This window comes from Streptomyces sp. NPDC030021 (assembly GCF_055574035.1).
Map to the genome: position 1 here is coordinate 396119 of NZ_JBVIAH010000004.1, position 15035 is coordinate 411153.

At 73.8% G+C, this 15035-nt stretch carries 11 protein-coding genes and 1 pseudogene; 6 read left to right on the plus strand and 6 right to left on the minus strand.

Annotated features, from left to right (window positions below; all coding sequences use genetic code 11):
- The first annotated feature begins 41 nt into the window (after positions 1-41).
- Both ACZ4YL_RS10705 and ACZ4YL_RS10710 read left to right on the plus strand, forming a co-directional pair.
- Entirely contained in the window at positions 42-482 is a 441-nt protein-coding gene (locus ACZ4YL_RS10705; RefSeq protein WP_468115390.1) for a hypothetical protein, read from the plus strand.
- Positions 483-735: 253 nt separating this feature from the next.
- Complete coding sequence (locus ACZ4YL_RS10710) at positions 736-1089, plus strand: hypothetical protein (protein WP_468115391.1); 354 nt, start codon at positions 736-738, stop codon at positions 1087-1089.
- Positions 1090-1280: 191 nt separating this feature from the next.
- On the opposite strand, the gene ACZ4YL_RS10715 is transcribed toward ACZ4YL_RS10710, so the two are convergent.
- From ACZ4YL_RS10715 to ACZ4YL_RS10725, 3 genes are read right to left on the minus strand one after another with little or no spacing between them, the layout of a single operon-like run.
- Positions 1281-2240, minus strand: a complete 960-nt coding sequence (locus ACZ4YL_RS10715; RefSeq protein WP_468115392.1) for an ABC transporter ATP-binding protein — start codon at positions 2238-2240, stop codon at positions 1281-1283.
- The gene (locus ACZ4YL_RS10720) at positions 2237-5128 is read right to left on the minus strand and encodes a hypothetical protein (RefSeq protein ID WP_468115394.1); all 2892 of its coding nucleotides are present in this window, start codon (positions 5126-5128) and stop codon (positions 2237-2239) included. The genes ACZ4YL_RS10715 and ACZ4YL_RS10720 overlap by 4 nt, the downstream gene beginning before the upstream one ends.
- Positions 5125-8415, minus strand: coding sequence for an FtsX-like permease family protein (locus ACZ4YL_RS10725; protein ID WP_468115396.1), 3291 nt, complete (start codon positions 8413-8415; stop codon positions 5125-5127). The genes ACZ4YL_RS10720 and ACZ4YL_RS10725 overlap by 4 nt, the downstream gene beginning before the upstream one ends.
- Before the next feature lie 196 nt (positions 8416-8611).
- Here ACZ4YL_RS10725 and ACZ4YL_RS10730 point away from each other — a divergent pair, with 196 nt between their 5' ends.
- The 4 genes from ACZ4YL_RS10730 to ACZ4YL_RS10745 all read left to right on the plus strand — a co-directional run bounded on the left by ACZ4YL_RS10730 (position 8612) and on the right by ACZ4YL_RS10745 (position 13062).
- Positions 8612-9352 carry an ABC transporter ATP-binding protein gene (locus tag ACZ4YL_RS10730; protein ID WP_468115398.1) on the plus strand — a complete coding sequence of 247 codons (741 nt, stop codon included), beginning with the start codon at positions 8612-8614 and terminating at the stop codon, positions 9350-9352.
- 193 nt (positions 9353-9545) lie between these two features.
- A complete protein-coding gene (locus ACZ4YL_RS10735; protein WP_468115400.1) occupies positions 9546-11222 on the plus strand; it encodes an NAD(P)/FAD-dependent oxidoreductase in 1677 nt (558 codons plus the stop codon).
- On the plus strand, positions 11219-12712 hold the full coding sequence (locus ACZ4YL_RS10740) for an ATP-binding protein (RefSeq protein ID WP_468115402.1): 1494 nt from the start codon (positions 11219-11221) through the stop codon (positions 12710-12712). Before ACZ4YL_RS10735 ends, ACZ4YL_RS10740 begins: the two co-directional genes overlap by 4 nt.
- Complete coding sequence (locus ACZ4YL_RS10745) at positions 12709-13062, plus strand: UBP-type zinc finger domain-containing protein (protein ID WP_468115404.1); 354 nt, start codon at positions 12709-12711, stop codon at positions 13060-13062. Before ACZ4YL_RS10740 ends, ACZ4YL_RS10745 begins: the two co-directional genes overlap by 4 nt.
- A gap of 7 nt (positions 13063-13069) precedes the next feature.
- Here the strand turns inward: ACZ4YL_RS10745 and ACZ4YL_RS10750 are convergent.
- From ACZ4YL_RS10750 to ACZ4YL_RS10760, 3 genes and pseudogenes are all read right to left on the minus strand, one after another.
- Positions 13070-13263 (minus strand): annotated as a pseudogene (locus ACZ4YL_RS10750) (DJ-1/PfpI family protein); the annotation flags it as partial.
- Positions 13264-13449: 186 nt separating this feature from the next.
- A complete protein-coding gene (locus ACZ4YL_RS10755; RefSeq protein WP_468115405.1) occupies positions 13450-14232 on the minus strand; it encodes a crotonase/enoyl-CoA hydratase family protein in 783 nt (260 codons plus the stop codon).
- A gap of 75 nt (positions 14233-14307) precedes the next feature.
- The gene (locus ACZ4YL_RS10760) at positions 14308-15024 is read right to left on the minus strand and encodes a response regulator (protein WP_468115407.1); all 717 of its coding nucleotides are present in this window, start codon (positions 15022-15024) and stop codon (positions 14308-14310) included.
- Positions 15025-15035 lie beyond the last annotated feature (11 nt).

Sequence of the window (15035 nt, forward strand, 5' to 3'; positions counted from 1 at the left end):
GGTTCGACCTCGGCGTCGGCGTCGGCGTCGGCGTCGGGCGCGTGCGTCGCGCCGAGGGCGAAGGCCGCCTCCCCGCGGCCGAGCTGCCGGACTCCGTGCAGGAGCGGCGGTACATGGACGGCGCCCTGCGCTCCGGGGCGGGAACGCGGACCTGGCGGCCGGAGCTCGCACGGTCGTCGTCATCGAGCCCCTGGCGCGCCTTTCGCCGGGTGAGCCCCTGGACCGGAGTCCGGCGGCGGGCGGGGCCCGCCCGCACCGTGGTGACCATCGGCCCCGACGCGGAAGCGGTACGGGCGTTCGGCGCCGGCCTCAACGACCGGGCGAACTGGGTGAACTGGGTGAACTGGGTGAACTGGGCGCCGGCCTGCCGGGCGGGCCGTGACCAGGCGGCCGCTGCCGCGGAGCGGCTGCGCGCCGTGTGGAAGCCCGGATCCGTGCGGGTGGCTCTCAGGTATGAGATCGCGGACCGCTCCGAGGGGTGATGACGGTGAGTCACAGGCGATGGGACTTTGGAGGTGTCAGACGAACGAACGAAGGAGCGATCGATGTCCGTGATCCGGCGAACCGTCCCTACCGCTGTCCGCGGGTCCCTGGCGCCGCCGGTCGGGCCGGCAGCGGTGCTCGTCACCTCGGGCGCCAGGTACCGAAACTGCGTAGCTGCCGACCTTGAGGTGCCTGTAGCGTCCGGTCTCCCGACCCGCCGTACCGGCGGCCCACGTCAAGAAAGCGATGCAGATGACCAGCCGACAGGCAACGACGACCCTGTGGCGCCCCACCGGCCCCGAGGAGCTGGATCTGGTGCGGGAGCTGAACTGGCGTGCGTGGCCGCCCAGGCTGCCCGAGCAGCCGATCTTCTACCCGGTCCTCAACGAGGACTACGCGATCAGGATCGCGCGGGACTGGAACGTGAAGCACGATGGCGCCGGCTTCGTCACTCGTTTCGAGGTCGAGTCGGAGTTCTTGAGCCGATATCCCGTTCAGCAGGCGGGCGGGCGGACGATCCTCGAGCTCTGGGTTCCGGCTGAGGAGCTGGACGACTTCAACGCCCATATCGTCGGCGAGATCCAGCTGGTCCACGAGTTCCGCTGACGTGGGAAGGGCTTGCTGTCGGGAGCCCGCCGGCCGGGTGCGCTGATCCCGAGATGGTGGTGATCACAGCGTCCGAGCCGGCCTGGACAGCGCCGTCCCAGCAGCGGGTCCGCGTCCGCGTCGGGCATGCGGTCGCCCGCACGAGGGCCTGGAAGACCTTCACGACTGGCGTCTCACGGGCGACGGAGCCTCTAGTAGGCGCCGTCCGGGCGTAGTTCGATGCGGTCCGGGGCCAGGTCGACCGCTACGCGGTGTTCCATGCCCAGGGCCTCCAGGAACTTCGGGGGGAGCTGGACGCGCCCGGAGCGGTCGAGGACGACGTACTCGCGTTCGCTGATGGATTCCTCGCCGTGCTCGTCGGTGACCAGGCGGCGCAGGACCTCGCTGCTGGTACGGCCGTCGCGGATCGCCACCGTCCGGCGGACCTCGCCCGCCACCATCGGGTCGTGCGTCACGATGACCACCGTCACGCCGAGTTCCTTGTTCACCGTCCGGAAGGTCTCGAAGACTGCTGCGGCCGTCTCCGAGTCCAGTTCGCCCGTGGGCTCGTCGGCGAGCAGCACCTTGGGGTCGTTCGCCATCGCCACGGCGATCGCGACGCGCTGCTGCTGGCCGCCGGACAGTTCCGCCGGGCGGCGGTGCGCGAGGTCGCCGATCCCGAGGGCCTCCAGGATCTCCCCGACCCTGGCCGCGCGGCGTGCGCCCGCGCCGCGGCGGGGGCTGTCGCCCTTCAGCTGCATCGGCAGGGCGACGTTCTGGGCGGCCGTCAGGAACGGCAACAGGTTGCGGGCCGTCTGCTGGAAGACGAACCCGACCGCTTCGCGCCGGTAGCGCAGCCGGTCCCGCGCGGAGAGTTCCAGCAGGTCGTAGCCGGCGACCGCCGCGCTGCCGGCCGTGGGGACGTCCAGGCCGGCCAGGATGTTCAAGAGGGTGGACTTGCCGCTGCCGGAGGCACCGACGAGGGCCATGAGGTCGCCCTGCTCGACCGTCAGCTCCAGCCCCTGGAGGGCCTGTACCTCGATGCCGTCCTGGCTGAAGATCCGCACCAGACGGTCGCAGGCGATCGCGGCGTCCGCCGCCGGGGTGCGCGGCTCCGCGGCGGCCGTCGCCCGGCGGCGCAGCTCCTCGTACGTCGGCTGGTCGGTGTTCAACGCTGGTCTCCCGCTCTCAACTCGGTGGTGATCTGCCGTCGCCCGGATGTCGCCGCCTCTGCGCACACGGCCGCGGCGACCAGGGCGGCCAGACCCAGGGCCTGGGTCAGTACGGGCCCCGCCGTCAGCTGCACGCCGTTCGGCACGTGCGCGCCGACCAGCGTGGACAGGTCCATCGCCGGGCCCAGCAGGGCCACGGCGGCCGCCGCGACCAGGGCCCCGCCCAGCGTCGCGGCCAGGGTCTGCGGCAGGGTCTCGGCGAGGATCAGCGCCACGCCCTGCCTGCGGCGCAGCCCCATCGTGCGCAGCCGGGCCAGCAGCGCGGCGCGTTCGGGGACGGTCCGCACCAGCGTCAGCAGGACGGCCAGCAGGGCGAAGCCCGCCGCTCCGGCCATGGAGGCCCAGAAGAGGCGCTGCGCCGAGCGCTGCAGCGGATCGGCGCCCAGTGCGGTGACGGCCTCGGCGCTGGTGTGCACGGGGTACAACTCGTCGAGCGGGGCCGGGCCCGCGGCGGAACCGGAACCCGGGATCGGGGCGGGCGCCGGGGCCGGAGTCCCGGACGGGGCCGGGAGCTTGGAGCGGACCAGCTCACGCAGCCGGTCGCCGTCGACGTCACCGAGGCCGAGCCACCGGTTCGGGTGGTCGGCGCCGCCCATGAGGGCCGTCGCGGCGCCCGCCGGCAGGACGACGGTCGCGGCGTCCCGCGCCGGATGGGCCGGGGTGCAGTCGACCAGGCCCGCGACCCGTACCTTCAGCTCCCCGCCGTCGCCGGGCTGCACCGTGTACGTGCCGCGCTGCTCGGCCTGCCCGGCCAGGCTCGCGCTGAACAGCGCGGGCACCGGGGCATCGGCGGACGCCGCACCGCCGGTGGCCAGCAGGGCGGGGTCGAAGGATCCGCAGCCGAGGACCCGGGACAGCTCCGCGTACGCGGCCGGCTCGGCAACGATCACGGTGACCTGGCTGGATCTCACGGTGGTGCCGTGCAGGGAGGAGTCGTGGTCGATCCACAGCGGCACGGACGTCCGTACGCCCGGCAGCTCGCCCGCGGCCTTCGCGAGCCCCGCCGGGAGCGGGGATTTCCCGTACGCGGAGATCGCCGCGTCGCCCCCGACGGTCAGCCGGGCGACTCCCAGCCGGGACGAGTCCACCGACTGGAGCACGGCCGCGCCGAATCCCCCGGTGGTGATGGCGACGAGCAGCGCGACCATCGGCAGGACGGAGGGGCCGGTGCGGCCGCGGGCCTGCCCGCCGGTCGTCGCGGGGCCGCGGGCGGCCCGCGCGAGCCCCAGGAAGCCGACCAGTCCGGAGCTGCGGCCGGCCGCCCGGGCGAGCCATCCGGTGACCACCGGCTGGATCCGGGCCAGCAGCAGCCCCCCGCACAGGGCGAGCAGCAGCGGGGCCGCGATCAGCAACGGGTCGAGGTCGCTGCCGGGCGGGGCGACCCCGCGGCGGCGGACCTCCACCACGGCGGCGGCGGTGGCGACGAGGACGAGCAGTTCGGCCACGGGCCTGCGCCAGCGCCCGGCCGGGCGTGCCGGGGACAGCAGTACGGCCGCCCGTACGGGGAAGGCCAGCAGGGTGAGCAGGGCGACGGCCGCGGCCGAGAGCAGTGCGGGCGCGAGCCGGGGGGTGGGCAGCAGCAGGACGGCGAGCGCGGTGGCGGCCGCGGCCGCCGGGAGTACGGTGACGGCGCCCTCGCCGAGGAGCCGGCCGACGATGGCGGCGCGCGAGCCGCCGCGCGCGAGCAGCAGCCGCAGTTCGGCGTCGCGGCGGTCGGCCGCGAGCGCGCCGGCCAGGCACAGGACGACGAAGGCCACGCCGCCGACCCCGGCGGGTCCGATCGCGGCGAGCGGCGCTGCGGCCTGGGTGCGGGCGCGGGCCTCTTCGAACCGCTCGGGCAGCCACGAGGTGGTGTGCAGCCGCGCGCGGCCGGTCTCCCGGGCGAGGGTGGCGGCGGTGGGCCCGGCGATGTACGAGGCGATGTCCTTCCTCGTGGCGTCGAGCCGGTCGGCCCGCAGCCGGCCGACGTCCACCGGCAGCTGCCAGAAGTCCTCGGAGGTGCGGCTCCAGGTGCTCATCCGGTCGAGGTCCCCGGTGCCGACGAGGGCGTCGACGTCCCAGGCGAGGCTCTCGTTGTAGTAGTGCTCGCAGGCGCGGGCGAGGCACCCCAGGTTGTCCGTCCAGAAGTCGTCGGTCTCGTCGAGGACCACGTAGAGGCCGACGACCTCGACGGACGGTGTGCCGTCGGCCCGGGACTCGCTCTTCAGGACGGATCCGACGCGGGCGCCGAGGGTCGCGGCGGCCTTCTGCGAGAGGGCGACCTGCAGGGGCGCCATCTCCCCGGGGACGGTCTGCGCGGGGGCCGTGGATGTGCTGCTCGGCCAGTGCCCCTCCGCCAGCTTCACATGGGCTTCCGCCTGGCGGACGTGCAGGAGGTTCATGCTGGGCGGAAGGCCGGAGGGCCGGGCGAGTTCCGGATTCAGCAGCAGCTGCCGCTTGGTGGTGCGCGCGCCGTGGACCGTCTTCTCCGGGTCCACGCGGAAGGTGGATCCGGTCGGCCCGAGCAGTTTCTCCAGCGTGGAGTCCAGGGCCTGGGCGCTCTGCCCGCTGTCCGGGGAGGGCGCGGTCACCTGCAGGCTGGTGTTGCCGGCCGCGCTGCGTTCCAGGAAGGACCGCAGGGCCTGGTCGGCGCCCCGGTCCTGGGCGCGTGGCAGCGCGGCGGCCAGCAGGACGGCGACGAAGGCCAGCGCGGCGCCGAGCAGGGTGCCCAGTGGTGCCGCCCGCAGCCGGGTCCTGACCCAGGGCGCGGGCCGCGGGGCGGTGGCGGACGCCGGGATGGCGGGCGCCGGGGCGGACAAGGGCGGGGTGGCGGACGGCGGGGTGGTCACATCTCCTCCACGGGACGCAGCCGGGCGGCGATGTCGCGGCCCCGGGGGCCGCTGAGTGCGGCCGACAGCAGGGGAACGGCTGCGATGGCGGCGACCGTGAGCACGGTCTGCCAGAACGGCATGTCCACTTGTACGGGTGGGAACGGCCGCCCGGCAGCGGGTGTCAGCACGACCAGGGGCGCCATCAGGTGGACCAGGGCGATGCCCAGCCCGGTCCCGACCGCGGACCCGATGACGATCAGCACCCCGCCCTCGGCGGCGGACGCGAGGGCCAGCGAGCGGCGCGGGGTGCCGAGTGCGAGCAGGACCGAGAACTCCCGTCCGCGCACGCGTCGTTCGGCGGCGGTGGAGGTCGCAAAGCCGATGGCCGCCAGGACCGCGCAGGCGGCGGCGAGGGCGGCCAGGGCGCTCTGCGGGCCGGCGCTCAGCGGGTCGTCCAGCAGCCGCTCGGTGATCTCCTCGCGCAGTTGGACGCGCTCGATCCGGGCGCCTTCGCGCAGCTTGTCCGCCGCGCGGGCCGGGACCGGGTCGGCGGCCGAGTCGGCGGGCAGCCACCACTCGGTGGGCGAGGCCGGCTGCTGGCCGACGGACTCCAGCAGGAACCGGCCGAGCACGTGGAGGTCGACGGCGAGCGCCGAGCGGCCGGCCACGGGGAGGGAGTCCACGGAGGCGGTGATCCGCATCGGGACGCTTGCGCCGTCCAGCGTGACGGGGACCGTGTCACCCACGGAGGCGCCCAGGGACCGGAGGTAGCGGGTGGTGGCGACCGCGGGGATGGCGGTGGGGGCCGGTGCGGCGGGCGCCGGGAACACGACGGTGGTGACGCCCTGCTGGGTGCCGAAACCGCCCCAGTAGCGCAGCCGCAGCAGGTCCGTGGAGCCGGCCGGGACCGGGATCGGCTCGGGGGCCCTCTTACCGCTCGTCCCCTGCGGGAGCGAGGCCCGCCAGCCGGCGGCGTCCGCGGGTGGGGTGACGCCCGTGGCGGCGCCGTCCGCGGTGTCGGAGACGGCGATCCGGCGCAGGGTCAGTTCGCTGCCGTCGCCGGGGTTGTCGCCGTCCCCGGCGTACGAGAGGCGTATCCCCGCCAGGGTCAGCGGGGTGGCCGCCGATCCGACCGGGGCGCCGGTCAGCGCGTCGAGGAGGAAGGGGAGGGTGACGTCGCCGCCCTCGGGAAGGGTGACCGAGGCCGTCCCGTACGTCGCCCCGAACCGGTCGCGCAGCAGCAGGCTCACGGCGGCCCAGCTCGTACCGGAGGACCGGACCGACACGTCGAGGTCGATCCGGCGCGGGGAGCCGGGCAGGGCGACACCGGGGCTCGCGGGGGCGGCCGCGGCGCCCGGGCCGCCGGCGGCGAGCGGGGTGAACAGCTCGCGCATGCCGTGCCCGCCGCGCAGGTCCGCGCGCAGTGGTACTCGTTCGGCCGCCTTGACGGCGTCCAGCGCGACGATGTCGGCGGGATTCCCGTCCGGCAGCTTCTGCTCCCGGCGGACCACCGGTACGAGGCGGTCGCCGCCGGGCAGGCCCGCGTAGCGTCCGCCCTGCCCCATCGGGGACATGCTGCTTCCGGAGATCCGCAGTCCGCCCGCGGTCGCGAAGTCGGCCTGGTCACGCTGGGAAGCGGACCAGCCGGTGTGCTGGCCGAGCGCCAGGATGCCGCTGGCGACGGCGAGGACGAGCAGCAGCACGGGTCCGGTTGCCCGGCCGGGCCGTCGGGCGAGCTGCCAGCCGAACAGGGCGGGGCCCAGGCTCCGGCCGCGCGCCGCCAGCCGTCCCCCGGCCCGTGCCGCGAACGGCAGCAGGCGCAGGACCAGCAGCGTGCCCCCGCACAGGGCCAGGGCGGGAGCGACGACCAGGACCGGGTCGACACCGAGCCCGGCGCCGGCGGAGGCGCCGGTCGCGGGGGCGTCCGTACCGCCGTACTGCGAGAGTTGCTGGTAGCCGAGGACGGCGAGGACCACGACGGCCAGGTCGAGGCCGGAACGGGCGGCTCCCGTCACCAGCGCCTGGCGGCTGCCCACGCGGCGCAGCACGGCGGCGGAGGCTCCGCGCAGGACGGAGGGCAGGGTCGTCAGCAGGACGCAGGCCAGGGCGCAGCCGACCGCGACCGGCCAGACCAGCCAGGTGTCCGGGATCTCCAGGTGGACCCGCCCGAGCGGTCCGAACCGGCCGAACAGGCGCAGCAGGGGCGGTGTGAGCAGGGGCGCAAGGACGGCCGCGGGCAGGGCGAGCAGCAGGGACTCGGCCGCGGTGAGCGCGCCGAGGCGGCGGCGGGAGGCGCCGCGTGCGGTGAGCAGGACCCGTTCCGGTTCCTGACGGACGGTCAGGATGTGGGAGACGAGGAGCAGCGCGGCGGTCGACAGGACGGCGAGCTGGAGCGCGCCCATCAGCAGGGTGGAGCGGGCGACGACCGTGCCGGCGCTCAGCTCGGCCAGCAGTTTGGGCAGTTCCGTGGCGGTCCGCAGCGAGCCGGCCCGTTCGAGGGCGACGCTCGCGGGGTCGGTCGCGGTCCGCACGGCCTCGGCCTCGGCGGCGCGGACCGTGCGCAGGTCCGGGGTGAGCAGCGTGAGGCGGTGGTTCTGCAGGATGCTGCCGGTGGTGAAGGCGCTGTCGTCCACCAGGAGCGGGCCGTAGATGGCGAAGGTGTCGGCCTGGACCTCGCGGCCGCCGAGGGGGTCGAGCCGCCAGTACGCGGCGTCCGGGTCGGCGGCCCGGTACACGCCGGTGACCAGCACGGTCAGCGGTGCCCCGCCGAACCGGTCGTCCAGCCGGACCGGTGCGGGCAGCGCGGATTCGGCCAGGCCGAGGCGGGCGAGCGCTGCGCGCGGCACGGCCACCTGGGTCGGCGCGGCCGGGACGCCGACGGCCGGGGGTGCGGCGACCGGCGCGGGCCACGCACCGGCGAGCAGCTGTACGTGGTCCTTGCCGAGGGCGGCGAGCAGGGTCAGGTCGGCGTCACGGCCGGAGGCTGCGACGCCGGGCAGCCCGTACGAGCGGCTGCGGGCCACGCTCTCGGATGCCACCGGGAGCCGCCCGAACACCTCGTCCGCGAAGGCCCGTACGGACGCGTCGTCCTTGGCGCGGGAGTCGGCGGGATGGCCGCTGGTGATCAGGACGGTGGTCCGGGACTGTGCCGTCCCGGTCAGGGCCCGCCGGAGCCCTTCCTCGCCCACGCCACGGGTGAATGCCGTCAGCGCGGTCAGTGTGGTCGCGGTGATCAGTACGGTGAGCAGCACGGCGACGGCGAGCGGCCATCGCCCGCGCAGTCGGCGCACGACGAAGCCGAGCACGTGTGGTATTCCTCCCCCGTCCGGACCGTCAGTACCGGATAGCGGACGATGCTGTCAGATGTGATCGATAGAGGGAAGGGGCTTGCGTGATTGGTGCGACAGATGCGCAAATGCGATCAGAAAGCTGCAGCGGCAGATGGTGCGGAACGAGGGGCCGGGCGCCCCGCGCGGACAACTCGACGGGGGAACGGACACGATGACGGATCATCAGGCGACAGCGACGGTCGCGACGCAGGCAGGGAGGCAGGGCGACGGCTCTCCGATCGTGGTCGTCGACGACGTGCACCACAGCTTCGGCAGCGGATCGCAGGCCGTCCACGCCCTGCGCGGGGTGTCCTTCGAGGTCCGCCGTGGCGAACTCACCGCCCTCAGGGGCCGGTCGGGCTCCGGCAAGACCACCCTGCTGAACCTCGTCGGCGGCCTCGACACCCCGACCGGCGGCCGGATCGCCCTCGACGGCACCGACCTGGCGACCCTCGACGAGCCGGGCCTGCTCGCCCTGCGCCGCGACCGCATCGGCTTCGTCTTCCAGTCCTTCGGTCTGATACCCGTCCTGACCGCTGCCGAGAACGTCGGCGTTCCGATGCGGCTGCGGCGCGTGCCCGCCAAGGTGCGGGAGGAGCGCGCCCGGACCCTGCTGGCCCTGGTCGGGCTCGCGGACCACGCCGAACAGCGGCCCGGCGAACTCTCCGGCGGCCAGCAGCAGCGCGTGGCGGTGGCCCGCGCCCTGGCCAACGACCCGGACCTGATCATCGCGGACGAACCGACGGGCCAGCTCGACTCGGAGACCGGCCGGTCGGTCATGGAGCTGCTGCGCGCGGTGGTGCGCAGCGAGTCGGTGACCATCCTCGTCGCCACCCACGACCCCAACCTGATCGAACTCGCCGACCGGGTCGTGGAACTGCGCGACGGCCGCATCGTCGATGCCGGCGCGTGACCGGAGCACCTCCGTACGTGACGTTCCGCGAGCGGCCGCGGGGCGTTGACCAGGAGCGACCGGGTGGGTACCCGGAGCGCACGGCCCGCGTCGTCCCGGAGCGGTTCCGGACGATCGACCATACGATGGGCGGGAACCGGCGCGGGCGGCTCGCCGGGCCGCCTGCCCAGAGCACTCGGGGTGGAGACGACGTATGGCACAGGCCGCCGACACGGCGCGGACCGTCATCCTGACCGTGGACGACGACCCGGGAGTCTCCCGGGCCATCGCCCGTGACCTGCGGCGGCGCTACGGCGCCGAGTACCGGATCGTGCGCGCCGAGACCGGCGACTCCGCGCTGGAGGCGCTGCGCGAGCTGAAGCTGCGCGGGGACCTGGTGGCGGTGATCCTCGCCGACTACCGGATGCCGCAGATGAACGGCATCGAGTTCCTCGAACAGGCCCTCCAGGTGTATCCGGGTGCGCGGCGCGTGCTGCTGACCGCGTACGCCGACACCAACGCGGCGATCGACGCGATCAACGTCGTCGACCTCGACCACTACCTGCTCAAGCCCTGGGACCCCCCGGAGGAGAAGCTCTACCCGGTCGTGGACGATCTGCTCACGGCCTGGCGCACCAGCGACTACCGTCCGGTACCCGCCACCAAGGTGGTCGGACACCGCTGGTCGGCGCGCTCCTCGGACGTGCGGGAGTTCCTGGCCCGCAACCAGGTGCCGTACCGCTGGTACTCCTCCGACGAACCGGAGGGGCGGCGGCTGCTGGAGGCGGCCGGGGCCGACGGGCAGCGGCTGCCGCTGGTCATCACGCCCGAGGGCACCGCGCTGATCGAACCGGAGGCGCCCGAACTGGCCTCCCACGTGGGGCTCGCGACGACGCCGGCCGCCGACTTCTACGACCTCGTCGTCATCGGCGGCGGCCCGGCCGGGCTCGGCTCCGCGGTGTACGGGGCCTCCGAGGGGCTGCGCACCGTACTGGTCGAACGGTCGGCGACCGGCGGACAGGCCGGTCAGAGCTCCCGCATCGAGAACTACCTCGGATTCCCGGACGGCGTGTCGGGTGCCCAGCTCACGGAGCGTGCCCGCCGCCAGGCCGGCCGGTTCGGCGCCGAGATCCTCACGGCGCGTGAGGTCACCGGGCTGGAGGCCAACGGCGCCGCGCGCGTCGTCCGCTTCTCGGACGGCTCGGCGATCGCCGCCCACAGCGTCATCCTGGCGACCGGGGTGTCGTACCGGCAGCTCCACGCGCCGGGCTGCGACCAGCTGACCGGCTGCGGGGTGTACTACGGCTCCTCGCTCACCGAGGCGGCCTCCTGCCAGGGGCAGGACGTGTACATCGTGGGCGGCGCCAACTCGGCCGGGCAGGCGGCGATGTACCTGGCGAGGGGCGCCAAGTCCGTGACGCTGCTGGTGCGCGGGGAGTCCCTAACGGCCTCGATGTCGTACTACCTGATCCAGCAGATCGAGGAGACGCCGAACATCACCGTGCGTACCCGGACCGTCGTCGAGGCGGCGCACGGCGAGGGGCACCTGGAGCAGCTGACGCTGCGCGACCTGGACGGCGGAGGGAGCGAACTCGTCGACGCGCAGTGGATGTTCGTGTTCATCGGCGCGGCCCCGCTGACCGACTGGCTGGACGGAACGGTGCTGCGCGACGAGCACGGCTTCATCCTGGCCGGGCCGGACCTGACGCCGGACGGGCGGCCCCCGGCGGAGTGGGAACTGGACCGGCCGCCCTACCACCTGGAGACCAACATTCCCGGCGTGTTCGTGGCGGGCGACGCACGCGCCCAGTCCGCGAAGCGCGTCGCGTCCGCCGTCGGAGAGGGAGCCATGGCCGTGATGCTCGTCCACCGGTACCTGGAGCAGTCATGAGCGGACAGTCCATGCCCTGCAGCCCGCAGGAGATCGCCTCGCTGTTCCTGTTCGAGAAGCTCACCCCGGAGCAGCTCGGACGGTTGTGCGCCGAGGGGCGGGTGGAGCGGTTCGAAGCCGGTCCCGTGTACACCGAGGGCTCCCCGGCCACCTGCTTCTACGTGATGATCGAGGGCACGGTCGTGCTGTTCCGCCGGGTCGGCGGCGACGACGTCGAGGTGAGCCGCACCTCGCAGCGCGGCGTGTACGCGGGAGCCATGCAGGCGTACCTGGGCGACCAGGTGCCGCAGACGTACACCAACTCGATGCGGGTGACCGAGCCGACGCGGTTCTTCGTGCTGCCCGCGCAGTCGTTCTCGGACATCATGCAGGAGTGGTTCCCGATGGCGGCGCACCTGCTGGAGGGGCTGTTCTTCGGCTCCAAGAACACCCAGCGGGCCATCGGGCAGCGCGAACGGCTGCTGGCGCTCGGGTCCTTGTCCGCCGGCCTCACCCATGAGCTCAACAACCCGGCGGCGGCCGCCGTCCGGGCCACGGCGACCCTGCGGGAACGGGTCGGCAAGATGCGGCACAAGCTGGCCCACATCTCCCAGGGCCAGTACTCGCGCGAGACGATCGCCGACCTCATCGAGATCCAGGAGCGCACCGTCGAACGCGTCGCGAAGGCGACGGCGCTCAGCCCGCTGGAAGCCTCCGACCGGGAGGACGAGCTCGCCGACTGGCTGGACGACCACGGCATCGCGGAGGGCTGGCGGCTCGCGCCGACCTTCGTGCAGGCCGGGCTGGACACGGACTGGCTGGACCGGGTCGCGGCGACCGTGGCCGAGGAGATCCTGCCGTCGGCGATCGGCTGGCTCAACTACACGGTCGAGACCGAGCTGCTGATGGACGAGATCGACGACTCCACCACCCGCATCTCCCACCTCGTGGACGCGGCCAAGCAGTACTCGCAGCTCGACCGCGCCCCGTACCGGGTCGTCGACGTCCACGAACTCCTCGACAGCACCCTGCTGATGCTGTCCGGCAAGTTCGGCTCCCGGGTGCGGGTGGTGAAGGACTACGACCGCTCCCTGCCGGACGTGCCCGCCTACCCGGCGGAGCTCAACCAGGTGTGGACCAACCTCATCGACAACGCCGTGTTCGCCATCGGGAGCACCGGCGGCGAGGGCACGCTGACGGTCCGCACGGCCCGCGAGGGAGACCGCCTGCTGGTGGAGTTCCGCGACACCGGACCGGGCATCCCGGCGGACATCCGCAGCCGCATCTTCGACCCCTTCTTCACCACCAAGCCGGTCGGCGAGGGCACCGGTCTGGGCCTGGACATCTCCTGGCGGATCGTCGTGAACAAGCACCACGGCAGCCTCCAGGTCGAGTCCGCCCCGGGGGACACCCGATTCCAGGTACTGCTACCACTGACCGCACCGGCCCCCGGGACCGATACCGATACCGGATCCGCGACCGAGACCGAGACCGCTGAGGAGCCCGTATGAGCGACATCGAGGGAATCGACCCGAGCGCCGCGCCCACCGGCACCGGCTGCGTCGAGTGCGACGAGCTGGGCGGCTGGTGGTTCCACCTGCGGCGCTGCGCCCAGTGCGGCCACATCGGCTGCTGCGACTCCTCCCCGGCCCAGCACGCCACCGCCCACTGGAAGTCCTCCGGCCACCCCTTGGTGCAGAGCTTCGAGCCGGGCGAGGAGTGGTTCTGGAACTACGACACGGACGCCCTGTACGACTCCGGCCCCGAGCTGGCCGCTCCGCGCGATCACCCGGCGGAGCAGCCGACCCCGGGCCCGGCCGGCCGGGTACCCGAGGACTGGACGCTGCACCTGCACCGCTGACCGCCGGCTACGGCGGCCCGGCCGCGGGCGGCGTCCACACGGTGCCGCGGGCCTCGTATTCGAGCATGGCCTCCACGCCGGTCGCCGCGGGTCTCCGTGGTCGGCCACACGGGCGTTCTTCAGGAGGCCGCCCTGTTTCTCCAGGTCGGGGCGCGCCGTGTGGTGGGTGGTACAGGGGCGTCCCGTGGTCAGCCCGGCGGCACCTCCCTACGCGGCCGCAACGCCGGCAGCAACCTGGGACCGGAGCGCGTTCCTGCAGTTCATCCGATGGCTCCTTCCGATGGCTCGGCCGATACGCCGCTCTACGACAGGGGTCGGAGCCGCCGGAGGCCGGGTTCCCGGGGCCGGTCGTGGCAGGCGCCACACCTTCAGGGTGCCCGGTACCCGCTACGGCCCGAAGGTGCCGTGTCTGCCCGCCCCGGCCGCGAACCGGCCCGCTCCGGCCTGGGTCTCACCCGCGGTCAGTGGCACCAGGCCGTGCCGGAACTCCCCCGCCAGTGCGTCCTCCTCGGCCAGTCCGTGCTGTTCCAGGACGGACAACCGGTCGTGGCGCAGGCAGATCTGGGGGAACCCGGCGATCTCGCGGGCCAGTTCCTCCGCGGCCGCCCGCGATCGGCCCGTGGGGACGACGCGGTTGGCCAGCCCGATCGCATGCGCTTCGGCCGCCGGGACCGGACGGCCCGTCAGGATCAGGTCCATGGCCCGGCTCTCGCCGATGAGGCGGGGCAGCCGGACCGTACCGCCGTCGATCAGGGGGACGCCCCAGCGGCGGCAGAACACACCGAACACCGCGTCCTCCTCCACGACCCGCAGATCGCACCAGAGCGCCAGCTCCAGGCCGCCCGCCACCGCGTGCCCCGCGACGGCCGCGATCACCGGCTTGGTCAACCGCATCCGGGTCGGCCCCATGGGTCCGTCGCCGGTGGCGAGCACCTGGTTGCCGCGCCCGGTACCGATGGCCTTGAGGTCGGCGCCCGCGCAGAACGTTCCGCCCTCGCCCCAGAGCACGGCGACGGCCGCGTCCTCATCGGCCTCGAACGCCCGGAACGCCTCGGCCAGTTGTGTCGCCGTCGGTCCGTCCACGGCGTTGCGTGCCGCTGGCCTGCTCAGGATCACCGTGTACACGGGGCCGTCCCGCTCCACCCGCACCGAGGCCTGCTCGTCTGCCATTCCCGCTCCCCTCCTGCTCGCCGGCCTCCATTGTGGGGGCGGGGAGGCCGCTGCGCGCGGGACTCCCCCGGACGCTCAGCCCGGCCCGCCCGCAGCAGGGCCGGAGCCGGGGAGGCTCGTCGGGCCACCCGGCGTCACGAGCGCCGTCTCGTAGGCGAAGACGACGACCTGGGCGCGGCTGGAGAGCCCGAGCTTGGCCATCGCGCGGTTGAGGTGGGTCTTCACGGTGGCTTCGCTGATGAAGAGCTGCTGGGCGACTTCCGTGTTCGTCGCGCCCGTGGCCACGAGACGCAGGACATCGCGCTCACGGCCGGTCACGGTGTGCCAGTCCGGGGCGATCGCCCCCGGCGGTGTCGGCCCCGGGTGGTACGCCTCGATCAGGCGCCTGGTGACGGTCGGCGCGAAGAGCATGTCGCCCGAGGCGACGGTATGGATGGCGGCGACCAGGCGCTCGGGGGGCGTCTCCTTGAGCAGGAACCCGCAGGCGCCCGCACGAAGGGCGTTGTAGACGTATTCGTCGAGGTCGAAGGTGGTCAGCACCAGGATCTTCGGCGGTGTGTCACCCGTGTCACCCGCGCGGCGAAGGATGCGCTGCGTCGCGGTGATGCCGTCGGTGCCCGGCATCCGGAGGTCCATGAGGATGACATCGGGTGCGGTGGCCTCGGCCAGCCGGACGGCTTCTTCCCCGTCGCACGCCTCGCCGACCACGCACAGCCCTGGCGCGGCGTTCAGCAGGGACACCAGTCCGGCACGGATGAGCAGTTGATCGTCGACCACCAGTACCGTGGGCATCGGGGAATTCG